Origin of the sequence: Paenibacillus sp. SORGH_AS_0306, assembly GCF_030819345.1 — a bacterium.
Taxonomy (GTDB): domain Bacteria; phylum Bacillota; class Bacilli; order Paenibacillales; family Paenibacillaceae; genus Saccharibacillus; species Saccharibacillus kyungheensis.
Genome location: NZ_JAUTBP010000001.1, coordinates 1276720 through 1295561 on the forward strand (window position 1 = coordinate 1276720; position 18842 = coordinate 1295561).

Genomic DNA, 18842 nt, shown 5'->3' on the forward strand with positions numbered 1-18842 from the left:
GTACAGAAAGAAAAACGTTGTACAAGTTATTGTTAGATGATCCGATATAGTAAACAACACGTATATATTATACTAGCCATTTTACAATGAATAAGTTATGATTGATTCATTTTCGCAAACATGCAAATTGTTTCTCCTCAGCATGTACTATTCTATAAAAAAGCAAATTTGTCTAAAAATAAATGATTATACGCAAGAAAATTCACAAAATCTTTAAAAATTATTTTGCAGTAAGTAATATGCACTAGGCTATATGTCGTGAAAAAATAAGTTATGCTCATCTATTAACTTATTTGGTTAATTTTTATCATGATAAGATGAATGATAAAAGACCTAAAATATTTAAAATTAATATTAGACTTTAAAAGTTAAGTTAGTTAAATTCGTGCATAATCGACAATTATTACATGGTTTTATTGTTCTTAAATGGTATTTTCTTCATGTAATTTGGAAGAATATTTTTAAAACAAGACAAAAAGACTCAGTTTTTGTCAAAAGATAGGGCTTTATTCTCATTGTGTTATGACCAATTCTCTAGGAAACTTATGTTATAAGATTTTAGGAAGAATGACGCACAAAGAGCTATAAACTGAGAATGAGTTTTGTGATGATTTTGTCGAAAAAAAAAGAATTATGATAAAAATATGGAATTTACTTTCCAGAACAGCATGGATATTGAAAGGAGTGATGTCAATGAACCTTTTAAATGATGTTGGATTTAAAAGATTAGAAGGAGCAATGGGAGCTGCTACACTTCGACAACAAGTAATTTCAAACAATATAGCAAATGCAGATACCCCTTATTTTAAAAAGATCAGATGTTTCTTTTGAAAATATGCTTCAAAGCCAAATGGATGATTCTCAAATGCCATTTAGTGGTAAAGTTGAAGATAAAAGACATTTCCAAATTGGTAATACTAACTCTGTTCCGCAAGCAATGGTCACTAGTAATCAAAGTACAGTCATGAACAACAACTTAAACAATGTTGACATGGATGTAGAAATGAGTAACCTTGCTGAAAACCAACTTCGTTACAATGCTTACATCGAACAAATTAACCATCAGATTAAAATGATGCGAACCGCTATTCAAGGAGGAAGCTAATCCATGAGAATTAGTAGCAGTTTTGATATTAGTGCTTCTGCGTTAACAGCACAACGACTTCGAATGGATGTTGTCTCCTCCAATATTGCGAATGCAGAGACAACAAGAGCACAAGTCGTTAATGGTGAAGCTGTTCCTTACCGTCGTAAAGAAGTTGTGTTATCGACAAACAAACCATCTTTCGCAGATACACTTGATTCCGCAATGAATGGAAGCCGCAACGGGATTAACGGTGTTAAAGCTTCAGCCATTCAAGAAGATCCAGAACCTTTCAAACTTGTATATAATCCGACACATCCAGACGCAGACAAAGATGGCTATGTAAAAATGCCTAACGTCGATAATTTAAAAGAAATGGTGGACATGATATCGGCTTCGCGTTCATATGAAGCTAACGTAACTGCACTTAATGCTTCCAAAGCAATGATTACCAAAGCTTTACAAATTGGTAAATAAACGATCAAAAATGGAAAGGTGGGGTAAATAATGATAGAGAACACAATGTTCAATGCTGCATCCCCTTTGAAGATGACGACGGGAATGACGACACAAGCCAAAGCAACACCTGGTGAAGCGATGGAACAATTTGGTTCTTACTTAGAAGATGCTATGAATCAAGTTGGACAACAGGAGAAAACAGTTCACCAGATGAACGACAAGTTCTTGCTAGGACAAGTAGATGTGGATCAAGTAATGGTCGCCTCTGAGAAATCACTACTTAGTCTACAAATGGTTTCTCAAGTTCGTAACAAAGCGCTTGAAGCTTATCAGGAAATCATGCGTACTCAATTGTAAGTAGCTGTATATGTTCCATAGCATAGTTTCGAGTGGGGTGACATTGTGAATGAAAGAGTTGCCCAGTATAGAGATAAACTTGTCCAATACTGGAAGAATTTTAATAAAAACCAAAAAATATTACTGATCTCAACGCTGGCATTTATTATTATTGCTATTGTTGTACTAACTATTCAATTTTCTAAAGTCCAATATGAAGTAGCATTCCAAAACTTAGATGCTACAGATTCCGCTGCGATTATGGAATATTTAGATGGACAAGGTATTCCTTACCAGTTAAGTAGTGATGGTACAAGCATTTCTGTAGCAAGTGAAAGTGCTGCTAGAGCCAAAGTCGCTGTAGGATCACAAGGATTAATGCAAAACGGAACGATCGGATTTAGCGAATTTAATGCAAGCTCTTCTGCTATTGGTATGACAGATAATGAATTTAACGTGAAATATAATAACGCTTTGAATGGTGAAGTATCGCAATTGCTCAAACAGATGAACGGAGTAAGCAATGCGAAAGTGTTGGTGAATTTACCAGAAGAAAGTCTTTTTGCTAGTACAGAAGACGAAGATACAGGAACAGCATCAGTAGTTATGCAGTTCAAACCAGGATTTCGTGTAACGCAAGAAGCAGTTGATGGTTATTACAATTTAGTAAGTACTGCTGTTCCACATTTACCGATTGCGAATATTACAATCACGAATGGAACAGATGGTAGTGAACTGGTATCTACTGTTAAAGGTGGCGGGCCTTCTGGGCTGGCTGGAGCAGTACAAGAAAACATGGCTTTACAGAAAAAATATGAAGCTGATGTTGAAAATAATGTAAGACAGTTTTTGGGAAGATTGCTAGGACCTGAACGTGTAAATGTACTGGTTGCTTCGAACTTGAATTTTGATCAAAAAAATTCTAAAGAAGATCGTGTAGAGCCTGTAGATGTCGAGAATATGAAAGGTATCGAAATCAGTGCACAGCAGATCCAAGAAAGCAGTACAGGTACTTCTACTCCAGATAGTGGTGTTGCTGGAACAGGAGGCACAGATACTCCAACGTATCCAGGTGGTTCATCATCAGGTAGTAACGAATCCGAAAAATCTCAAAGTACAATCAATTATGATGTAAATAAAATTCATAATGAGATTGTATCTAGTCCTTATTTTGTAAAAGATTTAACAATTAATGTAGCTATTGATCCAGTAGCAGGTCAAACGGTTACGCAACAATCTGATTTGAATAAACAAGTTCAAACCATGCTTGAAAGTATTGTTAGAACTTCGTTATCAGAAAATGGTGTGACCTATGCAGAAAATGATCCTGCTTTAGCTTCTAAAGTAAATGTGTTCTCACAAGCATTCGCTACAGATACAACAGATCAAGGATTTTTTGCTAATAATATGACTTGGATTATTGCAGCAATCGCAGCACTTGTTATCGCGGCTGTTGTGTTTATAATCTTACGTCGTCGCAAACAGCAACAAACAGGAGACTATGAAGAAGATATGCTGTTACCAGTAGTAACTGAGCTTCCTTCGATTAGTTTGGATAACTTGACGAATGATAGTCAGGTACGTAAGCAACTTGAATCACTTGCCAAAAAGAAACCGGATGAATTTGTTAACTTATTACGTACATGGCTTGCTGATGAATAAGAGGTGAATCGATGGCAAAGGGAAGTACTCAGGCGCTTAACGGAAGACAAAAAGCAGCCATATTATTAATCTCACTCGGACCGGAAGTATCGGCTCAAATATTTAAACATCTACGGGATGAAGAAATAGAACAATTAACGCTTGAAATTGCTAATGTACGTAAAGTAGAAAGTGCTGAGAAAGATTCAGTCGTTTCTGAATTTCATCAGATTTGCTTAGCTCAAGAATATATTTCTCAAGGCGGTATTAATTACGCTAAAGAAATTTTGGAAAAAGCATTAGGTGAGAACAAAGCTCTTGAAGTGATTAACAGACTAACAGCTACATTACAAGTAAGACCTTTCGATTTTGCTCGTAAAGCTGATCCTAGTCAGATTTTGAATTTTATTCAAAATGAAAATCCACAAACGATTGCTTTGGTACTTTCTTATCTACAATTTGAACAAGCGGCTGCTATTCTTTCTTCGCTACCTCAGGAAAAACAAGCTGAAGTAGCAAGAAGAGTGGCGATGATGGATAGTACATCACCGGAAGTCATCTCGCAAATTGAACGTGTATTGGAGCAGAAATTATCAGCTACGGTTACACAGGATTATACAAATGCGGGTGGTATCGAATCGATTGTTCAAATCTTGAACGGTGTTGACCGAGGAACAGAAAGAACGATCCTTGATTCACTAGAAATTCAAGATCCTGAACTTGCTGAAGAAATCAAAAAACGGATGTTTGTTTTCGAAGATATTGTCAATATCGACGATCGTTCGATTCAACGGATTGTACGGGATGTCGAGAATGCCGATCTTCAATTGGCACTCAAAGTGGCAAGCGAAGATGTACGCGAATCGGTATTCAAAAATATGTCCAAACGTATGGCTGAAACATTCAAAGAAGAAATGGAATTTATGGGGCCTGTCCGCTTGAAAGATGTAGAAGAAGCACAGACTCGTATAGTTGGAATTATTAGAAGACTTGAAGAGTCAGGTGAAATTATCATAGCACGCGGTGGAGGAGATGATATCATTGTCTAATTTGATCAAATCATCCCAATATATTCCGGTAGAAGTGCTTAAAAAGCTCGATTTCAGCCGTGATTATTACAAGCAATCTGATGGAGCTACTCAAGACACTTATACGGTTTCTCATCCACATGCTTATGATCAACCTCATGTGGATGAACATACCGTTCGTTTAAAAGAAGAAATGCTGACAGATGCCAAAGAATTTGCAGAACGTCAAGTACGCGAAGCAGCAGAAGAAGCAGAACGTATCCTCCAAAATGCTCAAGAAACGATAGCAGCTTGGTGGGAAGAGCGTCGCCAGCAAGATGAACATTTGATTGAAGCGATCAAAGTACAAGCTTTTCAAGAAGGCTTTGAAGAAGGTCGAGAACGTGTAGAAGCGGAAATGCAAATTCATATGAGTGAAGTTATGCAAGAAGCACAAACAGTTCTGGGTCAAGCTTATGAAGCAAAAGAACAAATTATTCAAGAAGCAGAACCTTTTTTAGTTAATCTAAGTTGCGGTATAGCTGAAAAAGTAATCAATAAAAAGCTTGAAGAACAACAAGATTATGTAATTGATCTCATTAAAAGAACACTGGCTCGTAAACGCGAACAAGGTGTTATCACATTATGTATTAGTCCTAGTCAATTTGATTTTGTACATGCTGCTAGAGAAGAGTTAACACTGTCAATCGATTCTCAAGCAGAACTTCAAATCTTACCGGATTCGACGGTAACCGATCGCGGATGTGTCATTCGGTCAGCATTTGGTAGTGTAGATGCTCGTATTGATACTCAACTAAGCGAAATTAAAAAAGAATTGGTTCGCTTAGCGCTTCATGACGAAGAGCGGGGGAATAGTAATGCAGGATCTTAATTCTTCAAGGTATTTAGAATATCTCAAACAACTTGATCCGGTTCGTATTAATGGCAAGGTCACTCAAGTAATTGGATTAATGGTTGAGTCTGAAGGGCCGGACGCAAGTATTGGTGATGTGTGTTACATCTATCCAACCAAAGGTATTGCTCCTTTAAGAGCAGAAGTTGTTGGCTTTCGAGATAATAAAGTGCTATTGATGCCACTCGGTGAATTACAATCGATTGGCCCTGGATGCGATGTTGTAGGTACAGGTAAACCACTTACGGTTCAAGTAGGTTCAGAACTACTAGGTAAAGTGCTAGATGGATTGGGTCAACCTTTAGATGGTTCATTGATTCCAGCTAGAATGACTCATTATTCTACATTCAATACACCGCCTAATCCACTTTCAAGACCAAGGGTTCAAGATCCTATCAGTATAGGAGTAAGAGCAATAGACGGTCTGCTTACAATAGGCAAAGGTCAACGTGTAGGTATCTTCGCTGGTTCTGGTGTTGGTAAAAGTACGTTAATGGGAATGATTGCTCGTAATACAGAAGCAGATGTGAATGTCATTGCACTTATTGGAGAACGTGGACGCGAAGTACGCGATTTTATCGAACGCGATCTTGGTCCAGAAGGTCTACAACGTTCTGTAGTTATCGTAGCTACATCTGATCAACCTGCACTCATTCGTATCAAAGGTGCTTTGATTGCTACAACGATAGCTGAATATTTCAGAGATCGTGGAATGAATGTGATGTTCATGATGGACTCTGTCACTCGTTATGCTATGGCTCAACGTGAAGTAGGGTTAGCAGTTGGTGAACCACCAGCAATGAGAGGATATACTCCATCTGTATTTGCAGGCTTACCTAAATTGCTAGAACGAGCAGGTACAGGGCCTACAGGCTCTATCACAGCTTTCTATACGGTGTTGGTAGATGGTGATGATATGAACGAACCGATCGCCGATGCAGTCAGAGGTATCTTAGACGGCCATATTGTACTAAATCGTTCTATTGCCAATAAAGGACAGTTTCCAGCTATTGATGTCTTAGCAAGTATTAGCCGGGTTATGAAAGACATCGTAGAAGAAGAACAGACAGATGCAGCAGATAACATGAAACGATTAATGTCTGTTTTTAAAGAATCCGAAGATTTGATTAATATTGGTGCTTATCAAAAAGGATCAAGTCCTGATATTGATGAAGCCATTGAACGTATACAGGATATATGGAGATTTACCAAACAAAAAGTACATGAAAAAACGACACTATCTGGAGCACAAGAACAGATGATTGCCGAATTTGCGAGGAGCTGATAAATTATGAAATTCCAGTATACTTTTCAAAAAGTTGTTGATATTAAATCAAGTGCAAAAAACCAGGCAGAATGGCTCCTATCTTCAGCACTGGGAGAATTACAAGCACAGGAACAAACATTAGATCAACTGCTGGAAGATCAGGGTCGCACGTTGGAAATGATTAATCAGGCAATTGAAAATAGAGCACCTATTTCTGAATTGCAAGATTTACAGCGTTACGTCGTTTATCTAGACCAATGCATATCGCGCAAAATTGTTGATATTCGTGAAGCTCAAGTAGAAGTAGAACACAAAAAACTTCATTTGACTGAAAAAATGGTAGATGAAAAAGTATGGCTACAAGCTAAAGACAAAGCAAAGACTAAATTCAATCATGAATATATGGTTCGTGAACAAAACGATCTTGATGAAATGGCTACAGTACGGTATGTAATGAACTCCAAGTAATATATACACCAAACTATACCTGAATGACGCTAATAAGAAATAAGCATGTTGTGATCAAGGAGGTTTACCGTGGCGAAGAAAAGTCCAGAAATGGAAGTAGAAAAGGAATCAGGCGGAATGGGAAGATTCCTTTTTATTGCGACTCCAATTCTGTTTACCCTTGTATTAGTTGGCGTAATTGTTATGTTATTTAACGTAGATTTACGTAAAAGTATGTTTAGTACACTAGACCAAATTCCTATAGTGAAAAATTGGGTGCCTTCTGCCGATAAAGATAGTAGTGCTACTGCAAGTACTACTCAATCAGAAAGTGATAGTGCTACAGTAGATAAATTAAAAAAAGAACTTGCTGCTTCCAAAGCAACTCAAGAAGAACAAGCAAAAGAAATTGAGACTCTTAAAAAGAATGCTACAACAAATACGAACGGAACATCGACAACACCGGCAACGACTGGAACCACACCAGCAACTACAGGCACGACAACTGGAACAACAGCTACAGGTACTACGAGTACAGGCACATCAACACTTAATGATTATCAAAAACAAGTTAAAAATGTTGCGAAAATATACTCTAATATGAGTTCTTCCAAAGCAGCAGCAATTTTGCAAAATATGACTACACCTCAACAAGTAGAAATATTAAATGCAATGAATGCGACAGACCAAGCAGGAATTTTGCAAAAAATGGATGCCAAAGTTGCTTCAGTGACTTCGCTAGCTTTGCAAAATGCTACAACAACAGTAGCTCCTACACCAGCTTCATCTACTACCAGTTCTAAATTAGATGATCAAGCATTGGCTCAAACATTTACAAGTATGCCAGCAGCTAGTGCAGCAGATTTATTATTGCAAACAGCTAAAGGTAGCCAGGCGAAAGTATTGAAAGTGTTAAACACAATGGATGACACTACAAGAGCAGGAATTCTTTCTGCGATGTCTACTAAAGATCCAGCAGCAACAGTGAAAATTATTAATCAGCTTATGGCAGGTAATTAATAATGATAAGAACAGTCGGAAGCATTTCCTATTGTATGGCTATAGGGCACAGTTGGGAAGTCTGTCTTATTAACCTTTTCCTTAAAGGAGGTGATAATAAATGAGTATGATACTTCAAAACTTATTAGGCAATGCAGGCGCAACGACGGCAACCAAAGCATCAGGTACGAATGTAGCTTCGGCTCCAGGATTTAATCAAGCTCTTGTGCAAGTGATGGGGACAAACGGTACACCAGCTAATCCACTAGCTCAAACAGCTTCTGGAATTATGGGTACAGCTGCTTCTTTATTAGAAACACTACAGGCGATGATTTCTGGTGGTCAGCAATCTACTGATGTTACAGGTGAGGGCACAGATGGAGAACAAGTTGAAAAAGTAGGTAAACTTCTAGATGACTTGTTAGACAAACTGCAAGATATGGATCAAGCGATTACAACGGATCCTGCTCTTGTTCAATCATTACAAGGTTGGCTAACACAAGTTCAACAAGTTTTATCTGGTTCTTCAGAACAGACTTCTTCTACAGAAGGAACAGAAGCACAAAATGTAACAGGTGCTAACGTTTTGAATACAGGTCAGGAAGCGATGAACAATCTAGCGAAAAACCCGGAAACACTTCGCTTTGCAGTTGCAGATGCTGTGACACAAATTGTAGATACTTTACAAGCTGTTAAAAATGGTACACAGGCTGCTAATCCTGAACTTGAACAATTGTTAACAGGATTACAAACGATGTTACAAAAAGCGAGTACTCAAACACCTGATGCAGTAACAACTTCTGTAAATAATCAAGGAGCTATTATCACAGCACCTAAAGATGAAGCCAAAGCTAATACAGCGGCACAGATCACAGTAGTGGATGAAACAAAAAAAGCTGCTGAACAAGGTGCAGTACAAAGCATTGTTCAAAATGCTGCGAAAGATGCAAGTGGAGATCAAGCTGCAACATCTGATCAATCAGACGAGCAACCTGAACCAGTAGTAATGACTGTAGGACAATTTGCAATGCGTGCTGAAGCTGCTCCAACCGCTAAAGTTGTAGTGCCAACTACTACAGTAAACATTCAGAACTTTCCAGATGAAATGAGTAAATTTATCGTTAATAAATTAGACGTTCAACAAGTTAAAGGAATGTCTGAAGCGACTATCTCTTTAAACCCGGAAAACTTGGGTCAAGTGGATGTCAAAATTACGATACAAAATGGTCAAGTGTTAGCTCAGTTTATTACTGAAAAGCATATGGCTAAAGATATGTTAGATCAGCAAATGTCTCAATTACGTTCAGCACTTCAATCTCAAGGGCTTCAAGTTGAAAAGCTAGAAGTAACGCAAAGTTCTTCATTACAATCACAGATGTATAACGGCGGACAAGGATTTGGTTCTAGTGCAGGTCAACAACAATCCGGAAGACGTTCTAACGGAAGAGAAGAACAAAATGACGATGCAATCCTTGCTGTTGAGTTGAATGGTGAATTGAAAGAATGGCGCGAAGAAACAAAAGCAGCTACAGCATCAAGCACTATGAATTACGGTAGTACGTATGTAGCGAAAGCATAAACGAATGGAGGTGAATATAATTGGCAGATGCAATATCAACATCCAACATGTGGCCTAATTATTCAACAGGCAATGTACAAAAAGCAGCATCGACAAGTAAAAGTGAACTAGGTAAAGATCAATTTCTAACTATCTTAGTCGCTCAATTGAAAAACCAAGATCCAATGTCTCCTATGGAAAACACAGAATTTATCGGACAGATGGCTCAGTTCTCCTCACTAGAACAATTGATTAATATCGGTAAAAAAATTGATTCTGTAGGTTCATCTGTAGATAATTCACTCGGAGCTTCTTCACAATTGATCGGTAAAAAAATCACGTGGCCTGAAGAAAAAACCGATAGTGCAACAGGTGAAAAAACAACAACGTATCAATCCGGAGTTGTAGGATCAATCGTTCTCAAAGCTGGCGTGCAATATGCGCAGGTAGGAGAAAATGCGGTTCCGCTTAGTATCATTGCTATGGTAGAAGCAGCAAATGCAACGACAACACCAACCAAAACAGATACAACAACGCCTACACCAGCGACAACACCAGCGACAACACCACCATCAGGCGTAACTGAGACACCAACAGCACCTGTAGAAACAACAACACCAGCTACAACAACTGAACCAGCAGCAACAACGCCTACTACAACTACTGAAGAAACAGCTACTCCATCTTCAGGAGAACAAGCAAGTACGTCTACAGAAGCAACACCGACAACATCAGAACCTGTAACGGATACAACAACACCGGCTAGTGAAGAAGGTTCATCATGAGTGGTCCTATCCAAGTAGGTCAGTTATATCCGACTAATCTCAATTCAGGTCTACTGGGACGTACCAAAAACGTAAACAACGAAAATTCAACATCTGACTTTCAAAATATTTTAGATAACAAATTACTAAAGTTCAGCAATCATGCTTCTAAACGATTAGAGCAGCGAGGAATAGAACTTAGTGCAGATCAGTTGAAAAGTGTAAATCAAGCAATAGATAAAGCCGCTGCCAAAGGTGCTAAAGAGTCACTGATACTCATGCAGAATAGCGTTGCTTTAATAGTGAATGTACCCAATCGGACCGTTGTTACCGCCATGGATGGCAAATCAATGAAAGACAACGTTTTTACTCAAATCGACAGTGCCGTAATTATTTGATTGCTGACTGGACCATCACTGGAAAGTCAGGAGACTGCCGACCGACTGAAGCAGTCTCAACCCACTAATTGAACATCCATAGGAGGAAACACAATGTTAAGATCTTTATATTCAGGAATTTCAGGTATGAAAGGCTTTCAAACAAAATTAGATGTTATTGGTAATAATATTGCCAATGTAAATACAGTAGGTTTCAAACAATCTCGTGTAATGTTCCAGGATATCTTGAGCCAAACAGTCAAAGGAACTTCAGCTCCTACAGATACAGCCGGTGGTGTAAATGCTCAACAAATCGGGTTGGGTTCATCTGTATCTTCTATCGATACTCTTCATTTAGCAGGTAGTGCACAGACAACAAACAACCCTACAGACTTACGTCTAGATGGTGATGGATTCTTTGCTGTTAAATTATCGGCAGATCAAGAAACTCCTTATTTAACGCGCGCAGGGGACTTTCACGTCGATGCTAACCGTAACCTTGTAACTTCTGATGGTGCTTATGTAGTAGATAGTGACGGCGCTCCTGTAGTCGTTGGAGAAGAAGCAACTTCATTCACTATTCAGCAAAATGGTCAATTATTGTATACATTGGCTGATGGTACAACAGCTACTGGGCAGACTTTGGGAGTTGCTAAAGTGACTAACCCTGAAGGTTTGGAAAAAATTGGAGGTAGCTTGTATCGTGTAACACCAAATGCGATCACTGATGGTGCAATCGAATTGACTACAGCTAATAATGCTGAAACAGGTACAGGTTCAATCGTAGCAGGTCAGCTTGAAATGTCTAACGTTGATTTGACAAGTGAATTTACAGAAATGATCGTAGCTCAACGTGGTTTCCAAGCGAACTCTCGTATTATTACAACGTCTGACTCTATTCTTGAAGAAATCGTTAACTTGAAACGATAATTAATTAAAGGTTCGAGAAGGATATTGCTATCCTTCTCATCCTTTTGCTGTATAAGGACATTTTTTGAGGAGGGGCAAAATGATCCCTGTAACAAGATTGAACGGCTCACCGATGTGGCTTAACTCTCTATTGATCGAGATGATTGAAGAGACACCGGATACGTATGTCACATTAACTACAGGTAAGCGAATTATCGTTTTAGAAAAAGCAGATCAATTAAACAAGCTCATCCACGAATACAATAAAAGTATAGGTACACTGACAGGAACTATTAAAGTGCAGCATATGGAGGAATTATCATGAAGAAGTTACTACCTTGGATCGTTAGCGGGGTATTAGCAGTAGGATTAATCGGTGTGGTCGCATATTTCTTGATGGGGAATATGTTTGGAGAAAAAGAGCCAGTAAGTGCCGCAGCTGCTGCCGCAGCTGAAAAAGAAGCATTATCTAAAATGACTGCTTCTGAAATTGCTGATGTTTCTTCGACAATAGACGATATTAAAACGAACTTGGGTGATCCTTCATATGTAGTCAATATGAGTTTCTCATTCCAACTTCAAGATGCCAAAACAAAAGAAGCTTTTGAATTAATTAAAGACTTGAAAGTGAAGCCATTAATTATCAAAACACTTGCTGATACGAACCCAGATGCTTTGAACGGAGCAAAAGGAAAAGATGCTCTTAATGATAAGTTGCTTAAATTGATCAACAGTTCTCTTCCAGAAGACGGAGGTAAAGTGGTAGATATTGAGATTACTAATTTTATTGTGAGTGCGATTTAATCTTGGAATAAGATAGTTCTCATTATAAATAAACTAGCAAGGGGGGTGAGATTATGGTAGATGTATTATCCCAAAATGAGATAGATGCTCTTCTAGCAGCACTTTCTTCCGGTGAGATGGATGCAGAAGAACTAAAAAAAGAAGATACACAGAAAAAGGTTAGAGCATATGATTTTAAACGGGCTGTCCGTTTTTCGAAAGATCATATTCGAAGTTTGACAAGGATTCACGAAAACTTTGCCAGATATCTGACCACCTATTTTTCTGCTCAACTTCGTACTTTTGTTCAAATTAGCGTTGTACAGGTAGAACAGCTTCCTTACGATGAATTTATTCGTTCTATTCCTAAAATGACGATACTTAATATTTTTGAAGCTGAACCACTTGAAGGTAGAATGGTTATGGAAGTTCATCCTAATATTGCTTATGCGATGTTAGATCGCTTACTTGGTGGTGTAGGAAACGCTCCTTCAAAAATAAATGCGTTGACAGAAATTGAAACGACTATTATCGAAAGAGTGTTCAGCCGTACATTTGATAGTTTGCAAGAAGCGTGGAAAACCGTTATTGATCTTTCACCAAGAATGGAAGCACTAGAGACCAATCCTCAATTTATGCAGATTGTCTCACCCAATGAAACGATAGCCTTGATCTCACTAAGCACCAAAATCGGTGATACTACAGGAATGATCAACTTATGTATTCCTCACGTAGTTATTGAACCAATTATGACCAAACTATCTGCGCATCACTGGTTCGTTTCTCAGAAAAAAGAGCCTGCTCCTGAAGAGGTAGAAGCTCTACAACATCGTGTGAATCGTGCTACATTGCCTGTTATTGCTGAATTGGGAGAATCAAACTTATCTATTCAGGAGTTTATCGGGTTATCGATAGGCGATGTGATTTCTTTAAACAAACCGGTACATGATGCTTTATCGATCAAAATTGGTAACAAAGTTAAATTTATTGGTAGTCCGGGAACTGTAAAAGACCGGGTAGCTATACAGATTGATGAAATTGTGAGTGAAGGAGTGGAAGATTTTGACGAGTAAGGATTATTTGTCACAAGAAGAAATCGACGCTTTGCTAAAACAGTCTGCAAGCGATGATGATACTTCTTCGTCATCGTCTGTCAAAACGGTAGACGACTTTTTGACTCCTATGGAGCAGGATGCTCTTGGTGAGATTGGTAATATTACTTTTGGTAGTGCAGCGACAGCTTTATCTACACTACTTGGACAAAAAGTAGATATTACAACTCCTCAAGTAGGAATTATCACACGTCCTGAGTTTGAAAATGAATTTCCAAAACCACATGTTGCTGTTCATGTTGAATATGTAGATGGATTTCAAGGTATCAATTCATTAGTAATTCAAACAAGAGATGCACAGGTAATCGCTGATCTGATGTTAGGCGGCGAAGGAGATCCGAAAGACGAAGAATTAAATGAGATTCATATTAGTGCTGTTCAAGAAGCGATGAATCAGATGATGGGTTCTTCTGCAACTTCAATGTCTACTATTTTTAACCGCTTTGTTAATATTTCACCACCGGGAATTGATATCCTTGATGTAAGCAATGATCAAGGGGTAACCATGCTTCCTAATGATGAGACATTAATCAAAATCTCATTCCGACTTTTGATTGGTGATTTGATTGATTCTACAATCATGCAATTGTTGACAGTCAAATTTGCTAAATATATGGTAGATATATTAATTAATGGAGGTGTTGAAGAAACTGTAGCCGAACCAGAAGTTCCAGTCGCACCACCAGCACCTACGGCTGCCGTACCACCTCAACAGGCTCCACAGCAACCCGTTGCACCGCCTGCTATGCCACAACCTGGTATGCAACCGGATTATGGCCAACAGCCTCCATATGGAGCGCCTGAACAACCATATCCACCATACCCGCCGTATCCGCAGTATCCACCAGGGTATGCGATGCCGCCACAGCCTTATCCACCACAGGCTCCACAGCATTACGGTGGTATGGCTGGACGAGAGGTTAATGTTCAACCAGTTCAATTTGCAAACTTCCAATCACCATCAGTAACAAACATGGATGAAAATAATTTGAACTTATTGATGGACATACCGCTCAAAGTAACCGTAGAATTAGGTAGAACCCAAAAGCAGATTAAAGATATCCTCGAATTGTCTCAGGGCGCAATTATTGAACTAGACAAATTGGCAGGTGAACCAGTAGACATCCTTGTAAATAACAAACTGATCGCCAAAGGCGAAGTTGTTGTTATTGATGAAAACTTTGGTGTTCGTGTTACGGATATCATCAGCCAATGGGACCGCATTCAAAAAATACAATAATGATCATTTAGGGAGGATTTTAAATCAATGGCAAACCGAATTCTTATCGTGGACGATGCAGCTTTTATGAGAATGATGATTCGAGACATTTTGAGTAAAAACGGATATGAAGTAGTGGGGGAAGCACAAGATGGCTCACAAGCTATCGAGAAATTTAAAGAATTGCGTCCTGATTTAATTACTATGGATATCACAATGCCTGAAATGGATGGTATCGCTGCTCTTAAAGAAATTAAAAAGCTAGATGCAGCTGCAAAAGTAATTATGTGTTCTGCGATGGGGCAACAAGCAATGGTTATTGATGCTATTCAAGCAGGAGCTAAAGATTTTATTGTTAAACCCTTCCAGGCTGACCGCGTTATCGAAGCTATTAGCAAAACGCTTGGCGTGTAGGAGATTATTCCCATGTCAGGTGAAACAGCCACAATGGGAGGAACAGGCGATTATTTCCTAAGCATAGTCTGGGTTATAATCGTCTTGGCTGTAATTATAGCGCTCATTATTTTATTGCTTAAATTTCTTGGTCGCAAAAGTCAAACCTGGTTATCACGTCGTGCAATACGCACAATCGGCGGGGTAGCAATGGGACCAAATAAATCATTACAAGTTATTGAAATTGGTAGCAGTATATATTTAGTTGGTGTTGGAGATGATATTACGTTAGTAGATAAAATCTCTGATCCAGAAGAAGCTATGCTGATTATCAATTCATTTCAGACAGAAGCGGTGGAGCAGAAAAATATTCTTTCTCCACTGATCTCCAAAATCAGTGAAAGATTTCGTCCAAAATCGGATGTACAAGAAGAGGAATTAGGCGAAACAGAAGCTTTTCAAGAAGTATTTGAAAGCAAGCTGCGCCAAATTCCAAATCGCAAACAGAAGATGGAAGAGCTGATGAAGGAGGAAAACTCTACAGATCGGTCGAGGGATTCATGAAAAAAAAGCTGATTATAACGCTCGTACTGCTTTTTATCGTTAGTCTGACATCTGTAAGTTCAGCATTTGCCACTGCCGATCCGATACCTAATATTGATATTCAGATCGGCAATGATAGTGGCTCAGGAGATGCAGCACCAGCAACTAGCTCGTTATCTATCCTGTTGCTGCTTACCATTATCAGTGTTGCGCCAGCATTTTTGGTCTTAATGACCAGTTTTACACGTATTGTTATCGTGCTCAGCTTTGTCCGGACGTCGCTCGGGACTAACCAGATGCCTCCTAACCAGGTATTGGTGGGGCTGGCTTTATTTTTAACTATTTTTATAATGTCGCCGGTATTATCAACAATGAATCAAACAGCGCTTCAACCTTATTTAAAAGGTAGCATCACACAGACGGAAGCTTTGAAAGCTGCTGAAATACCGATTAAAGAATTTATGTTCAAACATACACGTGAAAAAGATTTACTTCTTTTCCTCAATTACACTGGTGCAGAAAAACCTAGCAATATTCAAGATATTCCGCTTACGGTTATGGTGCCTTCTTACGCAATCAGTGAATTGAAAACAGCTTTTCAAATGGGCTTTATGATTTTCATACCGTTTCTAGTTATTGATATTGTAGTCGCCAGTGTACTGATGGCTATGGGTATGATGATGCTACCGCCGATTATGATCTCATTACCGTTTAAAATTTTACTGTTCGTTCTCGTAGACGGATGGTATTTGGTCGTTAAGTCCCTCTTACTCAGCTTCAATTAGCGAAGTTAGAGATGTTCCTAATTAAGGGAGGTTAATCATGAGTTCGGAGTTTATCATCGGTATGGCGGGACAGGCAGTGTATACAGTACTCAAAGTCAGCGCACCGATGCTTGTACTTGGACTTGTAGTCGGTCTATTAGTAAGTATTTTTCAGGCGACTACGCAAATTCAGGAGCAAACGCTTGCCTTTGTACCTAAAATCGTGGCTGTTATGCTTGCACTTCTGCTATTCGGTCCATGGATACTGAGTGTTTTAGTAGATTACACGTATAATATTCTCGACAATTTATACAAATATGTCGGTTAGGCTGATTGCTTATGGAGATGTTACAGCAAAGTTTTCCTGTTTTTTTGCTTGTTTTTTGTCGAATGATTGCTTTTTTTGTAGTTTCACCCGTCTTTTCATCAAAAGGGGTTCCAAATACGTTTAAAGTAGGCATTGCATTCTTTATCTCGCTTCTGATTTATCTGATCAAAAGCACAACGGTAACGGTATCCGAAAGCCCTGAAATTTATATTCTGCTCGTGATGAGAGAAGTTATGATTGGCTTGATGCTTGGATATGTAGCATATTTAATGTTTACTGTTATACAAATGGCTGGTGCGTTTATTGATATTCAAACAGGTTTTGGTATCGCTAGCGTACTTGATCCATTAACAGGTGCTTCTTCACCTCTATTCGGTAATCTGAAATATATGATTGCAATGCTTTTATTTTTGAGCATGAATGGTCATCATTATTTAATTCAGTCTGTACTTTACAGTTATGACTGGATTCCGATTGATTCTGAAATTATGAGTAAGATGATGGACGGCTCGATGAGTGAGTTTTTGATACGAACATTTAGCAATTCGTTTTTAATTGCTTTTCAAATGGCTGCTCCGATTGTAGTAGCAATGTTTTTAACAGACGTAGGACTTGGATTTCTTGCACGTAGTGCACCGCAATTTAACATTTTTGTTATCGGTGTACCTGTAAAGATTATTCTTGGGCTCTTTATGTTAATGCTGTTAACTCCAAGCTTTGGATATCTGTTTGAACATTTGTTTGGTCAATTATTTCAAGCAATGCAATCGTTCTTAAAAGTAGTAGGTAACAGACCACAATAAACTTCGTTTGGAAGGAGGTTGTGAATTGGCATTCAGATTACGGATCAATCTGCAATTATTTTCTGGAGAAAAAACAGAAGAAGCAACATCTCAGAAAAAGCAAGAAACTCGTAAAAAAGGTCAAGTTGCCAAAAGTATGGATATACCTGGTTCTGCTGTATTGCTAGGTGGATTATTTTCTTTGATGATGTTTAGCAGTTTTTTTATGAAACGAATTGAATGGCTATTCACAGATTCTTTTCTACATCGTTTATCTACAGATGTTACCGTTGCTAATATTATGCAGATGCTAGGTCAATATGCGATACAAATTATGTTGTTAGTATCACCGGTATTTGGCGTAGTCGTCGTACTTGCTCTGGTTGCCAACTATGCACAGGTTGGATTTTTGTTAGTTGGAGAACCTATACAGCCTAAATTCAGCAAGCTTGATCCTATTAAAGGGTTTAAAAATATTGCTTCTATGCGCTCGGTTGTTGAGTTTTTAAAATCAATATTAAAACTTTCAGTAATAGGATATTTAGTCTATCAGACGTTATCCGGTGCTTCTCATGAATTATCCAAAACAGCATTTATGTCTGTAGAAGCGATTCTTCATTACACAGCTGGATTAACAATGAACTTGGGAATCAAAGTAGGGGTGGCTTTACTGGTACTTGCTATTTTTGATTATATGTATCAAAGATATGAGCACAATAAAGGTATACGGATGTCCAAACAAGATATTAAAGATGAATATAAAAAAGTGGAAGGGGATCCGTTGATAAAAGGGAAAATTCGTGAAAGACAACGCCGAATGGCGATGCAGCGAATGATGCAGGACGTTCCCAATGCAGACGTTATTATCACTAACCCGACTCACTTTGCAGTAGCTTTGAAATATGACAATGGTCAGATGGCTGCACCGCAAGTGATCGCAAAAGGACAAGATTACGTCGCCCTGCGAATAAGAGAACTAGCTAAACAACATGGAGTTGTCGTGATGGAGAACAAACCGCTTGCAAGAGCGTTGTTTGCTCGATCAGAAATTGGAGATTCTATTCCTGGAGATCTGTTTCAAGCGGTAGCAGAAGTTCTTGCTTATGTGTACAAGATGAAAGGCAAAACAAAGTAAACCAGGGGATCGGAGGGCTGGA

At 38.6% G+C, this 18842-nt stretch carries 22 protein-coding genes and 1 pseudogene; all 23 read left to right on the top strand.

Annotated features, from left to right (window positions below):
- Positions 1 to 693: 693 nt before the first annotated feature.
- The 23 genes and pseudogenes from flgB (at position 694) to flhB (ending at position 18820) form a co-directional block, all read left to right on the top strand.
- Positions 694 to 1105: pseudogene (flgB, locus tag QE450_RS05745) on the top strand (flagellar basal body rod protein FlgB).
- Positions 1106 to 1108: 3 nt separating this feature from the next.
- Positions 1109 to 1561, top strand: a complete 453-nt coding sequence (gene flgC / locus QE450_RS05750; protein WP_069327388.1) for a flagellar basal body rod protein FlgC — start codon at positions 1109 to 1111, stop codon at positions 1559 to 1561.
- Between the two features lie 30 nt (positions 1562 to 1591).
- Positions 1592 to 1900 carry a flagellar hook-basal body complex protein FliE gene (gene fliE, locus QE450_RS05755; RefSeq protein WP_069327387.1) on the top strand — a complete coding sequence of 103 codons (309 nt, stop codon included), beginning with the start codon at positions 1592 to 1594 and terminating at the stop codon, positions 1898 to 1900.
- A 45-nt stretch (positions 1901 to 1945) separates the two neighbouring features.
- Positions 1946 to 3541: a flagellar basal-body MS-ring/collar protein FliF gene (gene fliF, locus QE450_RS05760; protein ID WP_273615769.1), complete on the top strand. Its 1596-nt coding sequence runs from the start codon at positions 1946 to 1948 to the stop codon at positions 3539 to 3541.
- 11 nt (positions 3542 to 3552) lie between these two features.
- Positions 3553 to 4569, top strand: a complete 1017-nt coding sequence (gene fliG / locus QE450_RS05765; RefSeq protein ID WP_069327385.1) for a flagellar motor switch protein FliG — start codon at positions 3553 to 3555, stop codon at positions 4567 to 4569.
- Complete coding sequence (locus QE450_RS05770; protein WP_273615770.1) at positions 4562 to 5419, top strand: FliH/SctL family protein; 858 nt, start codon at positions 4562 to 4564, stop codon at positions 5417 to 5419. The genes fliG and QE450_RS05770 overlap by 8 nt, the downstream gene beginning before the upstream one ends.
- The gene (gene fliI, locus QE450_RS05775; RefSeq protein WP_273615771.1) at positions 5406 to 6725 is read left to right on the top strand and encodes a flagellar protein export ATPase FliI; all 1320 of its coding nucleotides are present in this window, start codon (positions 5406 to 5408) and stop codon (positions 6723 to 6725) included. The genes QE450_RS05770 and fliI overlap by 14 nt, the downstream gene beginning before the upstream one ends.
- A 6-nt stretch (positions 6726 to 6731) precedes the next feature.
- Complete coding sequence (fliJ, locus tag QE450_RS05780) at positions 6732 to 7175, top strand: flagellar export protein FliJ (protein WP_273615772.1); 444 nt, start codon at positions 6732 to 6734, stop codon at positions 7173 to 7175.
- A 69-nt stretch (positions 7176 to 7244) separates the two neighbouring features.
- Entirely contained in the window at positions 7245 to 8174 is a 930-nt protein-coding gene (locus tag QE450_RS05785) for a magnesium transporter MgtE N-terminal domain-containing protein (protein WP_307297737.1), read from the top strand.
- A 100-nt stretch (positions 8175 to 8274) separates the two neighbouring features.
- Positions 8275 to 9732 (top strand): flagellar hook-length control protein FliK, encoded by a 1458-nt coding sequence (locus QE450_RS05790; protein ID WP_301261334.1) that lies wholly within the window; start codon positions 8275 to 8277, stop codon positions 9730 to 9732.
- A 20-nt stretch (positions 9733 to 9752) separates the two neighbouring features.
- On the top strand, positions 9753 to 10496 hold the full coding sequence (locus QE450_RS05795; protein WP_307297741.1) for a flagellar hook capping FlgD N-terminal domain-containing protein: 744 nt from the start codon (positions 9753 to 9755) through the stop codon (positions 10494 to 10496).
- On the top strand, positions 10493 to 10873 hold the full coding sequence (locus tag QE450_RS05800; RefSeq protein ID WP_069327378.1) for a TIGR02530 family flagellar biosynthesis protein: 381 nt from the start codon (positions 10493 to 10495) through the stop codon (positions 10871 to 10873). Before QE450_RS05795 ends, QE450_RS05800 begins: the two co-directional genes overlap by 4 nt.
- Positions 10874 to 10966: 93 nt before the next feature.
- Positions 10967 to 11782 carry a flagellar basal body rod protein FlgG gene (gene flgG / locus QE450_RS05805; RefSeq protein WP_204824571.1) on the top strand — a complete coding sequence of 272 codons (816 nt, stop codon included), beginning with the start codon at positions 10967 to 10969 and terminating at the stop codon, positions 11780 to 11782.
- A 79-nt stretch (positions 11783 to 11861) separates the two neighbouring features.
- Complete coding sequence (locus tag QE450_RS05810) at positions 11862 to 12086, top strand: flagellar FlbD family protein (protein ID WP_069327376.1); 225 nt, start codon at positions 11862 to 11864, stop codon at positions 12084 to 12086.
- A complete protein-coding gene (locus QE450_RS05815) occupies positions 12083 to 12565 on the top strand; it encodes a flagellar basal body-associated FliL family protein (protein WP_204824569.1) in 483 nt (160 codons plus the stop codon). The genes QE450_RS05810 and QE450_RS05815 overlap by 4 nt, the downstream gene beginning before the upstream one ends.
- 53 nt (positions 12566 to 12618) lie before the next feature.
- The gene (gene fliM, locus QE450_RS05820) at positions 12619 to 13617 is read left to right on the top strand and encodes a flagellar motor switch protein FliM (protein ID WP_273615777.1); all 999 of its coding nucleotides are present in this window, start codon (positions 12619 to 12621) and stop codon (positions 13615 to 13617) included.
- Entirely contained in the window at positions 13607 to 14896 is a 1290-nt protein-coding gene (gene fliY / locus QE450_RS05825) for a flagellar motor switch phosphatase FliY (protein WP_273615778.1), read from the top strand. The genes fliM and fliY overlap by 11 nt, the downstream gene beginning before the upstream one ends.
- A 27-nt stretch (positions 14897 to 14923) precedes the next feature.
- Positions 14924 to 15289, top strand: coding sequence for a response regulator (locus tag QE450_RS05830; RefSeq protein WP_069327372.1), 366 nt, complete (start codon positions 14924 to 14926; stop codon positions 15287 to 15289).
- 12 nt (positions 15290 to 15301) lie between these two features.
- Positions 15302 to 15832, top strand: a complete 531-nt coding sequence (locus QE450_RS05835; protein ID WP_273615779.1) for a flagellar biosynthetic protein FliO — start codon at positions 15302 to 15304, stop codon at positions 15830 to 15832.
- The gene (fliP, locus tag QE450_RS05840) at positions 15829 to 16596 is read left to right on the top strand and encodes a flagellar type III secretion system pore protein FliP (RefSeq protein WP_204824565.1); all 768 of its coding nucleotides are present in this window, start codon (positions 15829 to 15831) and stop codon (positions 16594 to 16596) included. Before QE450_RS05835 ends, fliP begins: the two co-directional genes overlap by 4 nt.
- Positions 16597 to 16633: 37 nt before the next feature.
- The gene (gene fliQ, locus QE450_RS05845; protein WP_069327369.1) at positions 16634 to 16903 is read left to right on the top strand and encodes a flagellar biosynthesis protein FliQ; all 270 of its coding nucleotides are present in this window, start codon (positions 16634 to 16636) and stop codon (positions 16901 to 16903) included.
- Positions 16904 to 16914: 11 nt separating this feature from the next.
- Complete coding sequence (gene fliR / locus QE450_RS05850; RefSeq protein WP_273615780.1) at positions 16915 to 17706, top strand: flagellar biosynthetic protein FliR; 792 nt, start codon at positions 16915 to 16917, stop codon at positions 17704 to 17706.
- A gap of 25 nt (positions 17707 to 17731) precedes the next feature.
- Positions 17732 to 18820, top strand: a complete 1089-nt coding sequence (gene flhB / locus QE450_RS05855) for a flagellar biosynthesis protein FlhB (RefSeq protein ID WP_307297755.1) — start codon at positions 17732 to 17734, stop codon at positions 18818 to 18820.
- Positions 18821 to 18842: the final 22 nt, after the last annotated feature.